The organism is Streptomyces lunaelactis (genome assembly GCF_003054555.1).
Lineage (GTDB): Bacteria > Actinomycetota > Actinomycetes > Streptomycetales > Streptomycetaceae > Streptomyces > Streptomyces lunaelactis.
Window position 1 is genome coordinate 3562720 of record NZ_CP026304.1, and the last position, 17282, is coordinate 3580001.

The following is a 17282-nucleotide window of genomic DNA, read 5'->3' on the forward strand; positions in this document are numbered from 1 at the left end:
ACTCACCCTTTCCTGTACTCGATCCTATTTCACTCGTACGGCGAACGGGTCGCCGTCCTTGAGGTTGTTGTCCGCGTAGAACTGCTTCAGAGTATTTCCGTGGCTGGAGTTGACCGGACCTGGCGCCAGGGTGAGTGTTGCTCCCTGACCTCCCTCATACGTCGACGCGAAGGGGTACTCCTCCCAGGTCGCGTTCGACCCGAACTGCCTCGGCCGCGGCGCGTGCGCCTGAGCATGTCGCCTGTTTCTCCTGTGGTTCGGTTCGCCCTGCATCCGGGTAAGGATGGCAGGCGCCCCGTCATCCACCGCCTTCAGATGGTTCTGCGCCATCGGGCCGTGCACAGCCGAGTCGATCTCGTGCACGGGAAGCGGTGTCGCTACGCCCCCGGAATCGACCGCGATGACGCGAGGGCAGTCGGTGTTGTGAACGAGGATCGGAGTACTGCCCGCCAGCACATGGTATGTGTGCAGGCCATCGACGCTCAGGTCATACGTGACGCGCTGCGCCGTGTACGACTTGAGCTCAACGATCGCGGTCAGCGTACCCGAGGCATTCTGGACCTTCTGGCCGACCTTGAGGTCGCCCGCCTGGGCCCAGGAATTGCGGGTGGCCTCGTAGAACTGGTGGTGCTTGGTGGTCTGGATCGTCTTCCGACCCGACTTGGTGGCGACGACGACGTCGACGTATTCCTTGTCGTTCTTGGTGACGATCACCGCCTTGACGCGGTGCTTCTCCTTCTCTTTCTTGCCCGGCTCGGCGGTCAGGACATAGTCGCCGACCTTGACCTCGGATATGGGCTTCGTGATGCCGTTGGCCATCAGCACGCCGGTCAGACCGGTAAAGCTGTGGCGGCGGATGGGGCACGACGCCGGCCTGGGAGCAGACGGCTGCGCGTCCGGCTCCGGCTGGGACTTCGACTTCGGGCCGAACCTGCTCGCCGCCGCGCCAAAGACGCCACCCGTCGCCGCGCCCACCGCCGTGGCCTTCGCCGCGCCGCTGACGCTGCATCCCTCCTCGCTGGCCGCGCAGGAGATGCCGTAGCCGACCGCGCCTTCCGCGGCACCGCCCGCGGCGCCCATCGCGGCGCCGTTCAGGGCCTTGCCGCCGACGCCGGCGAGCAGGCGGCCCACCGCACCGGCTGCCATGCCGCCGGCCGCGCCACCGAGAGCTCCGGTCGCGGCGCCGATGGCGACCGCGCCGAGGAAGCCGCCGACGGACTTCGGGCCGTCACTCATCGCGTAGCCCACCGCGTTGGCCGCCGCACCGGCTGCCATGCCGCAGGCGATCACACCGACACCGCCTGTGGCGGCGGTGCAGCCCGCGAAGACGACGACGCCGACCGCGACCGAGGCGATGGTCGCCGCGTGTTGTTTGACGAAGTTGGCTGTGGCCTTGGCTGCCTTCTTGACGGCTCTGCCGACCTTCTTGGCTGCCTTGACCACCTTCTTCGCCACGTGTTTGACGGCCTTGGCCACCTTCCGGACCGTCTTCTTGACGTGCTTGACGACCTTGTGGGCGTAGCGCTTGACCCGCTTGTACGTGCGTTTGACGTATCTCTTGACCCTCTTGACGCTGTCGGACACGTACCGCACGGTCTTGCGGACCGCCCGATAGGCCTTCCGCACCGTCTTCCTGACCGCCCGCTTGATCTTCTTGGCGGCCTTCCTGACGACCTTGGCGACCTTCTTGACGGCCTTCTTGGTCTTCTTCCACGCCGACTTGGCGGTCTTCTTGACCTTCTTCTTGACCGCCTTCCAGGCGCCGCTGAAGCTCCAGTGACCGGTCGGGTCGGTCGCCGTCATCGGGTTGGCGTCCGCGTACGCGTAACGGTTCGCGGTGATCGAGGCCGGGAGCGGATTGAGGCCCACCGTGTCCCGGCTGTTGAACTGGCCGGTCTCCGGCGAGTACCAGCGCGCGGCCATGTTGACCTTGGCCGTGTCCGGGTCGGTCCAGCCGGACTGGTAGCCCAGCTGACCGAGCATGCCCGCCGACTGGACGACCTTGCCGAATGGCGAGTAGGTCGTCGATCCGGCCAGCGCCTCGCCCGAGTCGGTGAACTGCCCCACCACGTCGTCGTGCATGTCCGTCATGACCAGCGCCGCTGACACGGCGGTCTTGATACCGAGCAGGGAACCGTCGGCGTTGCGGCTGTAGGACGTCACACCGTCCGAGGCCACATCGTTGCCGGCACCGCTGTACTTGAACGAGTGCAGCGGGGTTCCGGTCTCGTCGGCGGCGTTCAGGACGCGGTCCAGACCGTCGTACGTGTACGTCCGGTCGCCTTCGTTGATCACACGGTTGAAGGCGTCGGCCTTGATGGCCGTCTGGGTGCCGTCCTCGGCCGTCATCGAGCTCATCGTGCCGCGCTTGGTGTACGCGTACGTGCTGTGCCCGTCCGACGTGAGCCGGTTGCGGGCGTCGTACGTGTAGGTGTCACCGCCGACGCGGGTCCGGTTGCCGGATGCGTCGTAGCCGTACTGCTCCGTCGTGGTCCCGTTGTTCCAGGAGCTCAGACGGTTCGCCCAGTCGTAGGTGTAGGTGTTGGTTCCCGCACCGGCGAATCCGGACGTGGTCTTCGACGTCTCGTTGTCGTTCGCGTCGTAGCCGTAGGTGATCGATGTCAGTACATTGCCGGTCGGCGAGGTCAGCTTGTCGTTGGACAGCCGCCCCAGAGCGTCATAGCTGAACGCCCGCTTGGACTTCCCCGCGCCGTAGTCGACCGACGTGACCTGGCTGTTGACGTCATAGCCGTAGGCCATCGCGGAGCCGGTGGCGCCGTCGTTGGCCGTCTCCAGCCGACCTGCGCTGTCATAGCCGAAGGTCGACGTACCGGAGGCGTCGGTCCGCGAGGTGATCGCTCCGTCGCCGTTGTAGGCGAAGGACGAGTCGCCCGAGGGGCCGGAGGCCGACAGCACCAGACCGCGGTCGTCGTAGGTGAAGGTGTTCTTCTCCTCACCGACACCCGCCACAGCCGTGACCCGGTCGTCGGAGTCGTACGCGTAGGTGTGGGCGACCGTCTCGGCCTCCGCACCCGTACCCGTCTGCGTCGTCAGCCGGTCCTTCACGTCGTACTCGTTGGTGATGACCACACCGCCCGGAGAGCGCTGCTCCTTGGATCGCCCGTTGGCGTCGTACACCGTGGTGAAGGTGCGGTCCGCCGCATCGGGGTGAGCCGGGGTGGACGGCTCGATCACGGACTCGGGAAGCCCCCAGTTGTTGTAGGTGGTCAGGAACGGGTTGCCGCGACCGTCGGTGAAGCGCGTCCGGTTGCCCGCGGCGTCGTACCCGAAGGTCGTGGTGATCGACTCGGTCGCGGAGACCGGCTGCACCGCCTTGGTGACCAGACCTGTGGCGTCGGTGGTCATCGTGGTGGTGTGTCCGCGGAAGTCGGTCACCGTCAGCGGGTTGCCCCCGCGGTCGTACGTGCCGCCGCTGCTGCGCAGCACCGCGCCGGTCGCGTCCAGGTCGCTGGTGGCGATCAGCTGGCCGAAGCCGTCGTACGTGTTCTTGCTGCTGGTGCCGTCCGGGCCCCTCGTGGTGAGGACCTGGTCGTCCATGTCATAGGTGAACGTGGACGTGTTGCCGGCAGCGTCGGTGACCTCGGTGGTCTCGCCGATCGCGTTGTACTTGTACGACTCCGCCACACCGGTCGGGCTCACCGTCCGGGACAGCTCGCCGCCCGGAGCGTTGTACTCGTTGATCGCCGTGAACGCCCGTTGCGTCGGCTGGCGGACGACGTCCGTGCTGGTGACCGGGCGCCCCAGGTAGTCCCAGGTGGTCTCCTCGCGGGCACCGTTCGGCCGGGTCGCCGACAGCTGGTCGCCGTTGGTGTCGTAGGTGTACGTCGTCGTACCGCCACCCGGCTCCGTGACCGAGGCCAGATCGCCGAGCTGCGTGTACGCGTAGGTGGTGCGGCTGCCCAGCGGGTCGACCTCCGCCGTGACCTGGCCGAGCCGGTTGTACTCGTTCCAGGCCGTGGCCGTGATCGGTGTGCTGGTCCCCGGCGCGGTGTAGCCCGGTGAGGTCGTCGAGGACTCCTGGCCCTCGGCGTCGTAGGCCGTGACCGAGACATTGCCGAGCGGGTCGGATGTCTCGGTGGCCTCGCCGAACGTGTTGTAACCGGTCATCGACACGGGGCGGACGGAGACCGGGGTCCCGCCGTTCTGCTCCGCGTTGACCGCCGGTTCGGTGACGGTGGTCTGCTGCGCAGCCTCGTCGTATCCGTAGTCGGTCGTGTTGCCGTTGGTGTCGGTCGACGACACCGGCAGGCCGCGCTCGTCCAGCTTCCACGTCATGGACCGGACCGAACTGCCCGCCGCCGGCAGCGTGCCGCCGTGGACGCCCGAAACCTGCGAGGCCGACAGCGCCTGGCCGTAGACCTGGACGTCGTCGATGCCGCCCGGCCAGAAACCGTCGTACGCGCCCGCGTACTTGACCCGGCCGATCTGCAGATTGCCGTTGGCCGACCAGGGCGCTGTGCGGTCGTCGGTGCCCTGGAGGGTGCCGTTGACGTACAGCGAGATCTTGGCGGTCGTGGCGTCGTAGACGGACGTCAGGTGTGTCCACTGTCCCGTGACCGGAGCAGCGGTGGAGTACACCAGTTGGTCACCGAGGGTGCCCGAGGCGTCGTCGCGGTTCGGGAAGCGGATGGCCCACTTGTTCGCCGACTGGACATAGCCCAGGTAGAACCCCGAATGGTGGTCACCGTCCTGGCCGACCGCCGTGTAGTTCGACGCCGTCGAGTTCAGCTTGACCCACGCGGAGACGGTGAAGCTGCCGCCGGTGTTGACGACCGATCCGTCCGTCTGCGCCCACGAGTTGGCGTTGCCGTCGAGGGCCGCGCTGCCACCCCGGTCGGTATTCCAGTGCATACCGGTGCCGTGGGTACCGGTGTGGTTCGCTCCCGAGGAGTCGCCGACGGAGTACCCCGTCGTCTCGTCCAGTTTGTAGCGGGCCACGGGAGCGGTGGTGCCGTCGTGCACCGTGGTACCGGTGACGTTTCCAAGGTTGTCGTACGTCGTGTCCGACGTGCTGACGTCACCCGTCGCCTGGTCGTTCTCCGTCTCCGACACGACATTGTCGTCCGGGTCGTAGGAGACCGTGGAGGAGCGGTTGACTCCGCTCGGGTCGAGCACCGACGACGTGGTGCGGTCTGCCGCGTCCACCGCGAAGGTGGTCGTGGTCTCGCCGTCGTTGGTCACCTGCTTGATCAGGTTCCCGGCCATGTCGTAGGTGTTGGCCTGCTCGGTGAACGACTTGCCGTTCGCCGGGTCCTTGCGTACGACGCTCGCCGCCAGACCGTCGTCGGTGTACGTGTACGCGGTCACCCAGCCCATCGCGTCGGTGATCGACGCGAGCCGGCCGGCCGGGTCGTACGCACGGGACTCCTGCACCAGCGTGGTCGGCGCCGACGGGTTGCCCGGGTCGCCGGTGTAGTTCAACAGGCTGGTGGTGAGCGGACGCCCCTCGGCGTCGAAGGCGTAGGTGTTGACGGTCCCCGCGGGGTCCGTCTCCTTCACCTTGTTGCCGTAGACGTCGTACTCGAACGACGTGGTGTCGCCGCCCGGGTCCGTCCTGGTCGCCATGCGGTTGTACGCGTCGTACGTCATCGTCGTCGTACGGGCCGCGTCGCCGCCGGTGAGGTCCGTGACGGTCTGGTTAAGGACGTTGCCGTCGGCGTCGAACGACGTGGCCGTCCTGGCCTGGTGCACCGCGCCCGTGACGCGGTTGGTCACCGAGGGGTTCGTCTCGGTGGCGACCTGGTCGTTCTTGTCGTAGGTGAACGAGGTGGCCAGTCCGCCCGGCTGGGCGTCCGATATCTCGTTCTCGTTGATCTGCCGGCCGAGGTTGTCGTACGTGTACTTCGCCGTGGCGCCGTTGGCGTCGGTCACCGCGGCGACATCACCGTTGGTGAAGTAGGTGTACTTCGTCTTCTTGCCGCCCGGTGTCGTCACCGTGTCGACCAGACCGGCCGGCGCCTTGGCGGTGCCGCCCTCCGCCGCCGCGGTGGCGGTGGTGGTGTAGGCCGTGGTGGCGGTGCGGCCGCCCGGGTGACCCGCTACGGGCGGGGTGGTCACCGAGGTGACGTTGCCGGCCGTGTCATAGGTGTAGTTGGTGAGGTACGTGTTGTCGGTCGGACCGGAGGAACGGGCGTCCCGCTCCGTGAGTGGCAGGTCGTTGCGCGGGTCCATCGGCGGGAACGCCGTGGTCGCGTCCGGGTAGTACGTGTAGTACTCGGTCGCGCACTTGTCGGCCGCGGTGTCCTGGCAGTCGGTCTGGGAGACCGTGTTGCCGCGGATGTCGTGGCCGCTGATGCTGCGGTTGCCGTTGGCGTCGGTCACGGTGTGCATGAAGCCCGCCGTGTCGTAGCCGTAGGTGGTCCGCTTGCCGTTGGTGTCGATCGCGGCCAGCAGACGGTTGCCCATCTCCGCGTCGTACACGTACGTCAGCGTCTTGTCGGTCGGGTCGGTGAGCTTGACCGTGCGCACCGGGGCGATGCCGGAGGACGCCTTGTACGCGGACCAGTGCTGCTCGACCTGGTCCGCGGTGAGCCCGGCCTGGTAGACCGCGACCTCGGCGATGGAGCCGGTGAAGTAGCTGACATCGGAGGGCGAGCTGATCCAGCCCTTGGTGAAGCCCGCTCCGACAAAGGTGCGCGCGGTCGTCTGGTCGCCCGCGGCACCCGTGTAGTCGGCCTGCTTCACGCCGTCCAGGTACATCGTCTGCTTGGTGCCGGACGCCGAGAGAACGGCGTGGTGCCAGACGTTGTCCATGACCGTGGTCTTGGAACCGAAGTCGGTAGTGCCGCTGCCCGACGCGCTCCACCAGTGACCGCGCAGCTTCCCGTCCGCGGCCACGTACAGCAGCGGCGAGTAGGCGCCGCCGGCGCCCAGCGGGTCATTGGGGGCGCGGGCCTGGTCGCTCATGATCACGCCGGCCTCGGTGGTCCTGAACCAGAGTTCAACCGACCGGTTGGGCTTGGCGTGCAGCGTCGCGTACGGGATCTCCGCGTACGACGAGGTGCCGTTGAAGGACGCCGCCGTCACATCGCCGGTGCCGAACGGACCCGTCACACCCTGCGTGACCGTGTTGTACGTGCCGAAGCCGGTGTGCAGCTCGTTGGCCGCCTGTGGCGCACCTTGCGTGTCGTCGAGACGCCAGTAGCCGGACGGGGCGGAGCCCATCACGGCCGAGCGGTAGACCTGCGAGGAGCCGGTGACGGTGGCCGGGGTGAGCTTCCAGGTGCCGCCGTCACCGTCCGTGGCCTGGAGGACCAGGTCGTCGGTGGTGCCGTAGACGACGGAGGACTGGGTCTTGCCGCCCGGCGTGGTGATCCGGTTGAGCAGCCCGGCGGACCCCTTGGCCGCCCGGTGCTGGGCGGTGATCACCGACGGGTCGAGCGGCTCGGAGTAGATGGCGACCTCTGCCAGCTGGCCCGCGAAGTGCCCGAGCTTGTCGTTGGCGTTCATCGCCGGCCAGCCGTCGGTGTTCACACCGGCGCCCAGCGAGATGTAGGGCTGCTCCCAGTCGTTGATGGTGCCGGAGAGCGAGCCCTGCGAAACGCCGTCGAGGTAGAGGGTCTGGCTGTTGGCCACACCGGTCAGGACGGCGTTGTGCCACTGGTTGTCGTTGACGGAGGCGGTGGAGGTGATCGTCGTCATGCAGCCCGGCGACATGGCGAGGCAGCCGCGGAGCTTGCCGTCCGTGCCCACGTACACGGCCGGGGTGTTCTTCGTGGTCGTGCCGACGGGGTCGGTGCCGCTCAGCGGCTTGTCGCCGTAGTAGAAGAGGACACCTCCGGACTGGCTGGTCTTGAACCACAGCGACACCGACATGTACGACGGCGTCGCGCCGGGAGCGCTCGGCATCTCGACGTACGAGGTGGTGCCGTTGAAGCTCGCGGCCTTCTGCGTCGAGCCGGCCAGCGGACCGGTGCCGCCCAGGGTCACATTGCGGAACAGACCGTTGAACTTGCCCTGGTTGAGATCGATCGCGTCGTTGGCGACAGTCGCACCGGCCGCCTCACCGAGGCGCCAGTACGCGAACGGGTCCGCGTCCAGGACGGTGGTGCGGTAGTGGTTGCCGGTCGCGTAGCCGTAGACCGTGCACTTGGTCGGGTCGGCCGGCGGGCAGACCTTGGTGAGCTGGTCACCGGTGTAGGTGTACTGCCACTCCTGGGCGGTGTTGGAGTCGCCCGCCGTCGACGGGTCGGTGGTGACCTTGAAGACGTGCGGCAGGGTGGTGCCGGACGGGATCTGCCAGTCCAGGGTCAGCGACCGGTTGGACGTGGTGTTCGTGATCTTCGTGAGCTTGCCGGAAGTGTAGGTGAACGTCTCGGCACGGCCGGCGTAGTCCGTGATGCTGGTGATCGCGTAGGTTCCCGCCTTCGCGGTCGCCGTGGCGATCTTGTAGGCCGTGAAGTCCTTGTCGGTCAGCGTGTAGCCGCCGGTGACGGACTGGAGACGGGCGTAACGGCCCGGCGGGGGCACGAAGGTGCCGTCGCTGTTGCGGCCGAAGGCGACCTGCTCACCACCGGGGTAGGTGATCACCACGCTGGTGACCGTGCCGGCGGCGTCCTTGGTCTCGGCGGCCTTCATGTCGACGACGGTGGACCAGCCGGCACCGAAGGCACTGTCGATGCGCGGATCGAGACTGTTGTACGAGCGGTCGATCTCCAGCGAGGGGCCGACGACGGGGACGTCCGCGTCGGTGTCCTCGGTGGTGTAGTTGCCGTCGCTGGGGTCGAATTCATGGCCGTCTGTGTTCTGGGCCAGGCCCGAGGTGACCGGCGGCTGCGGGACCGCGGTGGCGAAGCGGCTCGAGTGCGTCACTTCCTCGTAGCCGTCGCTGACGCCCACGTACCAGACGTAGTTCTTGCTCCACTTCAGCTTGCCCGCGGGGATCTTCCAGGAGCCCTTGGTGAGCGGGGTGGCACCGGAGGTGACGACCGGGGTGGTGCTCTCGCTGTCCGCGTCGTACACCTCGAAGGTGTACTTCAACGCCTGCGGCCACTTGTCGGCGTCGCCGGCGTAGACGAGCAGCTCCGGCTGGAGTGTGTTGGCCTGGAAGTTCTCCGGCGGGTACTGGGCGTTGACCTGCGGCTTGGTGTTGGCCGTGTAGGTCAGGTCCAGGGCGGGACGCCAGGCGGCGGTCGCCGAGTTGTCCGAGTGGAACTTCTTCCAGTGCAGGCCGTCGGTGGTCGGCGCGGTCAGCGCGAGGCCGTAGTTGGCGCCGCCGGTGGCGACCTGGGTGAACCAGCTCGTGCTGAGGGACACCGGCATCTTCACGCCGACGTCCGTGCCGCCGTCGGAGTTGGAGCAGGAGGCTCCGGGCGCCGGGGTCGCCGAACCGATGGCCGCACCGTAGGCCGGGCCCGGGTAGGCGGTGACACCCGACGGGGTCCACGACTGCGTGACCGGGTGGACCGAGAAGTCCTGCGCGACGCAGGTCGCGGACCACAGCGCGTACACGTTGAGGGTGGCCGCGGAGACCTTCTGGCCGTTCAGCGTGGTGCCCAGCGAGGAGAACTGCAGGAACGAGTTCGTCTTGTTGGTGCCGGAGTCGTACGAGCCGACCTTGATCTGGTTCTCGGTCGAGTGGTCACCGGAGATCGTGTTCTGCGTGTACGTGGAGTTGCTCGCGGTGACGGTCGGGTCGACGGTGACGGGGTAGTCGCGCTCGGGATCGTCCAGCCACGCCCGGTCGGCGGTCATCCGCAGCGACGACTCGCCGTCCACGGTGGTCAGCTCATAGCTGACGGCCCGGGACTGTGCGGCATCGCCGGAGCGCGGGTCGACCTTGGAGTCCTCCATGAACGCGTGCGGGATGGTGGCGGTCACCTTGCCGTCCGCGTCGGTGAACTCCACGTCGCCGTCGTCCGCGATGCGTGGCGTGAGGCCCTTGACGTCCAGGGGGAACGTCCAGGAGTTCGCCGCGTCCGCGGAGTGCAGGACGAGGTTCTCCTTGAAGCCCTCGGCGAGCGGCACGAGCTGCACATCGGTATGGGGCAGCACGCCGGCGTAGGTCGCTGTGCCGTTGGCCGCCACGGACGGCTCGGCCTTCGCGGAGCCGCGCAGCGCGTACGCGAGACTGCGGCCCGAGCCGAAGTCGACGGACGCGAGCTGCTGGTCGGCGGCGTTCGGGGCGAACTCGACGTCGAGCGAGTTCGACCGCTCCTGGAGCCTGCCGTCCTTGTCCTCGACCAGCCGGGTGTCGATCGGCTTCCAGGTGCCGTCGCCGCCCTTGAAGTTGGTGCGGCCGGGGAAGTGCCGGACCGTGGTGGAACGGTCGGCGTTGACGTAGTAGTCCGACGTCGCCGTGGACTTCTTGGCGTCCCGCTCGCTGGTCTCGGCGTTGAAGCTCTTCGCCGTACCGCGGGCCGGTCCGGTCGTGGCCGTTTCGGGCTGGTCGACGTACCGCTTGTACGGGTCGAGTTCACCCTTGCCCTTGCCGGGCTTGCGGCCGACGCCGTTCTCGGCGCTGGTGGCCCCGGCCGAGGCGCGGTGGCTCTTGCCACGGGCGGTGCCGCCCTGCTGGTCAGGGGTGTCCAGCGGGGATTTGCCGGCCCATTCCCACAGGCCGGACATGGAGAGTTCGGGCATGCTCAGCGGCGGCAGTGTGGCCCCGGTGGCCATCGCTGTCTCAGTCGTGAGCATGCAGGAGAAGAAAACGAGGACGGAAAGAGCCGTAGCCCTCGCTCTGCGTCTGCCGGTACGACCCGGCGGGAACAGGCGGGGGCTACGGACCCATTGAGCGCGCATGAGCGAAGCCTTTACTTACACAAAACCTACAGAAGCTTCGCGAGCTTGCCCGACCGGCGCACATAAGTTCCACTGCAGATTGATCATTTTGTTTGACCTTTACCTGACGCGCGGAACCTGACGCTTGCGCGTTACCCTTCCGACGCCTTGACGGCCTGTCTGATCGCCTCGGCCACCGTCTCCTTGAGCCCGTCACCGGACTTCGCGACGGTGACGTTTCCGGCCTTCTCCGCGCCGTCGACCACCACGAAGCGGACCTTGGGGTGTTGCTTCGCCCCGGCCTCGGTGACCTCCACCTGAGGAGTGCCGACCGCCAGGACGACATCGCACTGACGCTGCATCAGGCTGTTGAAGAACGGGCGGGCGTTCTCAGCCGACTGCTCCCCCATGACAGGCACGTAGTTGACCCGGGCCCGGGTGTCCTGGGACGCCTGCTGCATCCCCTCCCACACCGGCGCTGCGGGCGTGCCCGCCAGGATCCCCTTGTCATCCGTCAGCAGACAGGCGTCGAACTCCTTGTACTGGCGCGCCCTCGGGTCGGGCGGCCCGGACTTCTCGCCGCCAAGGAACAGCCAGACGGCCACCAGCCCGAGCACCAGCACGGCTGCACTGCCGGCGGCCCAGCCCGCGCGGCCGCGCAGCGAACCGGCCGCCACGGCCAGCGACCTGCCGAGCCGTGCCGCGCGCCCGGACTCGGGACGCTCCCCCGCCTGACGCCACGTACGCCGCGTCTTCACCGTCTTCACCGGGACTCACCAGCCGACGGTCTGCGGACGGACAGGACGTACAGACAGTGCAGCGCCGCCCCGAACGTGGAGAGGGACAGCAGCAGCACGTCACTCGCGAACTGCCAGCCGTGCGTGTCCTCCGGCGTGAGCACGGCCTGCAGTACCCAGCCGACGGTGACGGCGGTGAAGAAGGCAGCACCCAGCCAGTCGGCGCGCGTGCGCTGGCGGAAGGCGATGACGAGCGAGGGCACCGCGCCCAGCATCCCGAGGCTCACCATCGGCACGGCCGCCAGCAGCATCCTGGGGAGCAACCCGGGGACGGCCCTTTTCATCACGTGAGCTGCACTCACGGCGGCAGCGGCGGGGTTCACAATCGATTACCTCTCGGGAACGTACGTACGGATACGGGCAGGACGGCCGTACGGTACATCCCGCGCCGAACGCCACCGCCCCCGGGTGCCCAGGGCGGCCTCCTTCGCGTCTCAGCCGTGCGTCACACCCGATGGGCCTCAGCCGCCGCACTGCGTGAGCATCGTCCGCTTGTCCGCCGCGGTCACCGGCAGTCCGTACTTGACCGCCACCTGGGAGACACGTACCGCGTACGAGCAGCGGATCCGCTTGTTCGGCGGGAGCCAGGACGCGGGACCCGAGTCGCGCTTGGCGGAGTTGGCGCGGCCCTCGACCGGGATCAAATTGAGCACGTCGTTCGCGAACTGCTTGCGCTTGTTCAGCGGCCAGCGCGAGGAGCCCATTTGCCAGCTGTACGACAACGGCACCACATGGTCTACCTGCACCTCGGAGGCATTCTCCTTGCGCCACTCGATGGTCGTCCCGGTGTACGGGTCATGCAGCGTCATGGCGATGACGACGCAGTCGGAGCCTGCCCGGAAGCGGAGGTTCAGGCCGTCGCGGCGAATAAGATCGTTTCGAGTGTCACACCCATTCCTCGCAAGCGGCACGCCGTCGGCCGAGTCCATCCAGGCGTAGCCGAACCTGTCGCGGGCGTAGCCCGTCCTCGGGCCGCGCCCCTTGGTGGACACCTTCTCGATGAGCCGGCGGGCGGCGGCCCGGTCCTGCTCGGAGGTGATCGCGGCGAGGCCGGGCTTCGTACCCTCGGGGTTGGCCAGCGGGCTGGTGCCGCCGCCCGAGCCCGGGGCGGTGGGCGCGGCGGCCGAGTCGGAGGCTTTGGCATCCCCCGGGAGACCGCCCTCGCAGCCGGTGAGGAGTGCGCCTGCGACGACCGCTGTCAGCCCGCCGGCGAGCGCGCGCGATATTCGAACCCCGAGTCTGTTCACCTTCGTACTTTACTGAGCCAAGTCCTTTACCAGGTACGGAGGCTGTCCCACCCCCTCCGGAAGGCACACACAAACACACACGCACCGCCCACGGAGCCGAGCCGGCCCCCGCGGGCGGTGTGGCGCCGGCCGGGCCTCAGACGGCTACGGCGTCGAGCTTTCTGTCCAGCGTCGCCGCGTATGCGACGAGGTCCGCGGGGTTGGAGGTGACGACCGTATCCGTGTAGTGCAGAACGGCCGTCACGACGACCAGCGCGTCCACCGCGTCCGGCCGCTTCTTCGGCGGAAGATCCGCCTGCCCCAGCATCCATCCCGCACGCCGGTAGTCGTTCTCGGTGTAGTTCACGAACACCCGGCACTGCTTGAGGAACTCGGCCAGCGCGTACTGTCGCGCGCCGCCTCGCCAAACCTGCGCCACCACCGGGCCGGGAACCACGGGCGTAACTCCGGCGGCCCGCCACGCCCGGTGCAGGTACCGGAATTTCGCGCTGCCCCGCTCCACGGCGATCAGTGCACCGCTGTCGTAGACGACGTATGCCGTCATGCGGAGCGCTGCATCTTGCCGAAGAAGCGCTCAAGCACCGCGTCCGCCTCTGCCTTCTCCTCCGCCGTCATCGGCTCGGGCTCGGGCCAGATCGCGGCGTCGGCGGCCGCATAGGCGGCATTGGTCGCCGCATCGGCATCACGGAATGTCTTCCTTATGGCTTCGTCCTGTTCGACCGAAGCGAGCACACGGGCCTCGATGTACGCGGACACCGTGACGCCGGCCCGCTCTGCGGCCCGGCGGAGCCGTTCGGCATCCGCCGGGTCGATGGTGAACGTCACGCGAGTCTTCGCCATACCTCGAAGGTAACACGGCGTATGAACATGCGCGCGGCCGGACTAGGAGCCGAGAATCGTCGTGAGGAACTCGCCCGTCCATCCGAGCAGTTCGCGCCCCACCACCGGCTTTCCGCCGATCTTGCCCGCCGTCGGGCGCGGTACCAGGATCTGGTGGATCGTCGGCTTGATGACCGTGCGCGGGTAGAGGCGCTTCAGCCGCAGCTCCTGCGACTCCCTCAACTCCACCGGCGCGAAGCGGATGTTCGGGCCCTGGAGCACGATCTCGCCCACCCCGCACGCCCGCGCCAGCATCCGCAGGCCCGCCACCAGGAGCAGGTTCTCGACCGGTTCCGGGAGCTTGCCGTAGCGGTCGGTCAGTTCCTCGCGGACCGCCTTGATGTCCGCCTCGGTGTTCGCCGACGCGATCGATCGGTACGCCTGCAGCCGCAGCCGCTCGCCCGGCGCGTAGTCGTGCGGGACATGCGCGTCGACCGGGAGCTCGATCTTGACCTCGAGCGGGGGCTCCTCCTCCACACCGCCGTCGACCGCCGCGCGGTAGTCGGCGACCGCCTCGCCCACCATGCGGATGTACAGGTCGAAGCCGACGCCCGCGATATGGCCGGACTGCTCGCCGCCGAGCAGATTGCCCGCGCCGCGGATCTCCAGGTCCTTCATCGCCACGTACATACCCGCGCCCATCTCGGTGTGCTGGGCGATCGTCGCGAGGCGCTCGTGCGCGGTCTCGGTGAGCGGCTTCTCCGGCGGGTAGAGGAAGTACGCGTAACCCCGGTCGCGGCCACGGCCCACGCGGCCGCGCAGCTGATGCAGCTGCGAGAGGCCGAAGTTGTCGCCGCGCTCGACGATCAGGGTGTTGGCGTTGGAGATGTCGATGCCGGACTCGACGATCGTCGTCGAGACGAGCACGTCGAACTTCTTCTCCCAGAAGTCCACCACCACCTGCTCCAGCGCCGACTCGGGCATCTGGCCGTGGGCGGTCGCGATGCGCGCCTCGGGCACGATCTCGCGCAGCCGCGCCGCGGCCCGGTCGATCGACTCCACCCGGTTGTGGATGTAGAAGACCTGGCCCTCGCGCAGCAGTTCACGGCGGATGGCCGCGCCGAGCTGCTTCTCCTCGTACGGGCCGACGAAGGTCAACACCGGGTGGCGCTCCTCCGGCGGGGTCGTGATTGTCGACATCTCGCGGATGCCGGTGACCGCCATCTCCAAAGTGCGGGGAATCGGCGTCGCGGACATGGTGAGGACGTCCACGTTGGCGCGGAGTTTCTTCAGCTGCTCCTTGTGCTCCACACCGAAGCGCTGCTCCTCGTCGACGACGACCAGTCCCAGGTCCTTGAACTTGGTCTCCGCGGAGAACAGCCGGTGCGTGCCGATGACGATGTCGACCGTGCCGTCCCGCAGCCCCTCCAGCGTCGCCTTCGCCTCCGTGTCGGACTGGAAACGGCTCAACGCCCGCACGTTCACCGGGAATTGGGAGTACCGCTCGGAGAAGGTGCCGAAGTGCTGCTGCACCAGCAGCGTCGTCGGGACCAGCACCGCGACCTGCTTGCCGTCCTGGACCGCCTTGAACGCCGCCCGTACCGCGATCTCCGTCTTTCCGTAGCCGACGTCGCCGCAGACCAGCCGGTCCATCGGGACCGTCTTCTCCATGTCCTCCTTGACCTCGGCGATCGTGGAGAGCTGGTCGGGCGTCTCGACATACGGGAACGCGTCCTCCAGCTCCCGCTGCCAGGGCGAGTCCGGGCCGAAGGCATGACCGGGGGCCGCCATCCGCGCGGAGTAGAGCTTGATCAGGTCGGCGGCGATCTCCTTGACCGCCTTCTTCGCGCGCGCCTTGGTCTTCGTCCAGTCCGCGCCGCCGAGGCGGTGCAGGGTCGGGGCCTCGCCGCCGACGTACTTGGTGACCTGCTCCAGCTGGTCGGTCGGGATGTACAGCCGGTCGCCGGGCTGGCCGCGCTTGGCCGGGGCGTACTCGACGAGCAGATACTCGCGGGTGGCGTTCTGCACCGTCCGCTGCACCATCTCGATGTAGCGGCCCACACCGTGCTGCTCGTGGACGATGTAGTCGCCCGCCTCCAGGGTGAGAGGGTCGATCGTCTTGCGGCGCCGGGTCGGCATCCGCTGGCCGTCCTTGCCGGCCGCCTTCTGGCCCGACAGATCGGTCTCGGTCAGCACCGCGAGCTTGAGGCCCGGGTCGACGAAGCCGTAGTCGATCGAGCTGCACGTGACATGGACGACGGACGGCGAGATCTCGTCGAGGTCCCTGTCGAGACGGGCCGCGATGCCTTCGCCGCCCAGCACCTCGACGGTACGGGCGGCAGGCCCGTGCGCCTCCGTCACGTACACCGTCCGCCAGCCGTCGGCCAGCCAGCCCTTGGTGTCGGCGAGCGCCCGCGCGGTGTCGCCGCGGTACGTCTCGGGGGCGTGCATCCCGAGCTTGAGGGTGTCGTCGGACAGTTCCTCGTCGGCCGCGAACGGCGAGACGGACCACCACATCATGCCGAGCTCGCGCGCCCGGTCCCGTACGTCCGCGATCCCCCGCAGCGAGGCCGCGCCGACGTCGATCGGGGCCTCGCCGCCGCCGGCCGTCGCCGCCCAGGACGCCTGCAGGAACTCCTGCGAGGTCGCCACCAGGTCCGCCGCCCGCCTCCGCACCCGCTCCGGGTCGCAGACCACGGCCATCGAGCCCTTCGGCAGGACGTCGAGCAGCAGCTCCATGTCGTCGACGAGGACCGGCGCGAGGGACTCCATGCCCTCGACCGCGATCCCCTCGGCGATCTTGCCGAGCAGCTCACCCAGCTCGGGGTGGAGCTCGGCGAGCGCGGCGGCCCGCTGCCGTACGTCCTCGGTCAGCAGCAGCTCGCGGCAGGGCGCCGCCCACAGCCCGTGCTCGGCGACCTCCAGCGAGCGCTGGTCGGCGACCTTGAAGTACCGGATCTCCTCGACGTCGTCGCCCCAGAACTCCACCCGCAGGGGGTGCTCCTCGGTCGGCGGAAAGACATCGAGAATCCCGCCGCGGACCGCGAACTCGCCGCGCTTCTCGACCAGTTCGACCCGGGAGTACGCCGCTGCCGCGAGGCTGTCCACGATCTCGTTCAGATCGGCCCGCTGCCCGGTGCGCAGCGCCACGGGCTCCAGGTCGCCGAGCCCCTTGACCTGCGGCTGGAGTACGGAGCGGATGGGCGCGACGACGACCGAGACCGGTCCGGTCGCCGGGTCGTCGTCCGTCGGGTGGGCCAGCCTGCGCAGCACCGCGAGCCTGCGGCCCACGGTGTCGGAGCGGGGCGAGAGCCGCTCGTGCGGCAGGGTCTCCCAGGAGGGGTACTCGGCGATGCCCTCCTCGGGCAGCAGCGAGCGCAGCGCGGCCGCCAGGTCCTCGGCCTCCCGCCCGGTCGCCGTGACTGCCAGCACCGGGCGGGAGGCCTCGCGGGCCAGCGCGGCCACCGCGAAGGGGCGCGCGGCGGGCGGGCCGACCAGGTCGACATGCATACGGTGACCGTCCGCGGCAGCCTTCACCGCTTCGGCGAGCGCCGGGTCACGTACGACGGCATCGAGCAGACCGTGCAGGCTCATGAAGGGTTTCCATCCGAGGAGTGGGCAACGCGAACCGCCCGACACGTCGAACGGGCCGGGGGTCTCCAGCGTACGACGCTCCTGT

The 17282-nt window shown here is 68.6% G+C and carries 7 protein-coding genes; all 7 read right to left on the reverse strand.

Translation table 11 applies throughout. The annotated features are described in order from the left end of the window. Positions 1-24: 24 nt before the first annotated feature. The gene (locus tag SLUN_RS42055) at positions 25-10656 is read right to left on the reverse strand and encodes a LamG-like jellyroll fold domain-containing protein (RefSeq protein ID WP_302851509.1); all 10632 of its coding nucleotides are present in this window, start codon (positions 10654-10656) and stop codon (positions 25-27) included. 236 nt (positions 10657-10892) lie between these two features. Continuing rightward, on the reverse strand, positions 10893-11507 hold the full coding sequence (locus tag SLUN_RS16045; protein ID WP_257153736.1) for a BMP family ABC transporter substrate-binding protein: 615 nt from the start codon (positions 11505-11507) through the stop codon (positions 10893-10895). Continuing rightward, the gene (locus tag SLUN_RS16050) at positions 11504-11839 is read right to left on the reverse strand and encodes a hypothetical protein (protein WP_159100264.1); all 336 of its coding nucleotides are present in this window, start codon (positions 11837-11839) and stop codon (positions 11504-11506) included. The genes SLUN_RS16045 and SLUN_RS16050 overlap by 4 nt, the downstream gene beginning before the upstream one ends. A 159-nt stretch (positions 11840-11998) precedes the next feature. Beyond that, positions 11999-12784, reverse strand: a complete 786-nt coding sequence (locus SLUN_RS16055; protein WP_257153737.1) for an HNH endonuclease family protein — start codon at positions 12782-12784, stop codon at positions 11999-12001. 136 nt (positions 12785-12920) lie between these two features. Then, on the reverse strand, positions 12921-13328 hold the full coding sequence (locus tag SLUN_RS16060; RefSeq protein ID WP_108149138.1) for a hypothetical protein: 408 nt from the start codon (positions 13326-13328) through the stop codon (positions 12921-12923). Continuing rightward, positions 13325-13624, reverse strand: a complete 300-nt coding sequence (locus SLUN_RS16065) for a ribbon-helix-helix domain-containing protein (protein ID WP_108149139.1) — start codon at positions 13622-13624, stop codon at positions 13325-13327. Before SLUN_RS16065 ends, SLUN_RS16060 begins: the two co-directional genes overlap by 4 nt. A 42-nt stretch (positions 13625-13666) precedes the next feature. Continuing rightward, positions 13667-17197, reverse strand: a complete 3531-nt coding sequence (gene mfd / locus SLUN_RS16070; protein ID WP_108149140.1) for a transcription-repair coupling factor — start codon at positions 17195-17197, stop codon at positions 13667-13669. Positions 17198-17282: the final 85 nt, after the last annotated feature.

Coding starts and splice junctions, on each gene's coding strand:
- SLUN_RS16060 (WP_108149138.1), bottom strand. CDS start 13,328: ATGACGGCATACGTCGTCTACGACAGCGGTGCACTGATCGCCGTGGAG.
- SLUN_RS42055 (WP_302851509.1), bottom strand. CDS start 10,656: ATGCTCACGACTGAGACAGCGATGGCCACCGGGGCCACACTGCCGCCG.
- mfd (WP_108149140.1), bottom strand. CDS start 17,197: ATGAGCCTGCACGGTCTGCTCGATGCCGTCGTACGTGACCCGGCGCTC.
- SLUN_RS16065 (WP_108149139.1), bottom strand. CDS start 13,624: ATGGCGAAGACTCGCGTGACGTTCACCATCGACCCGGCGGATGCCGAA.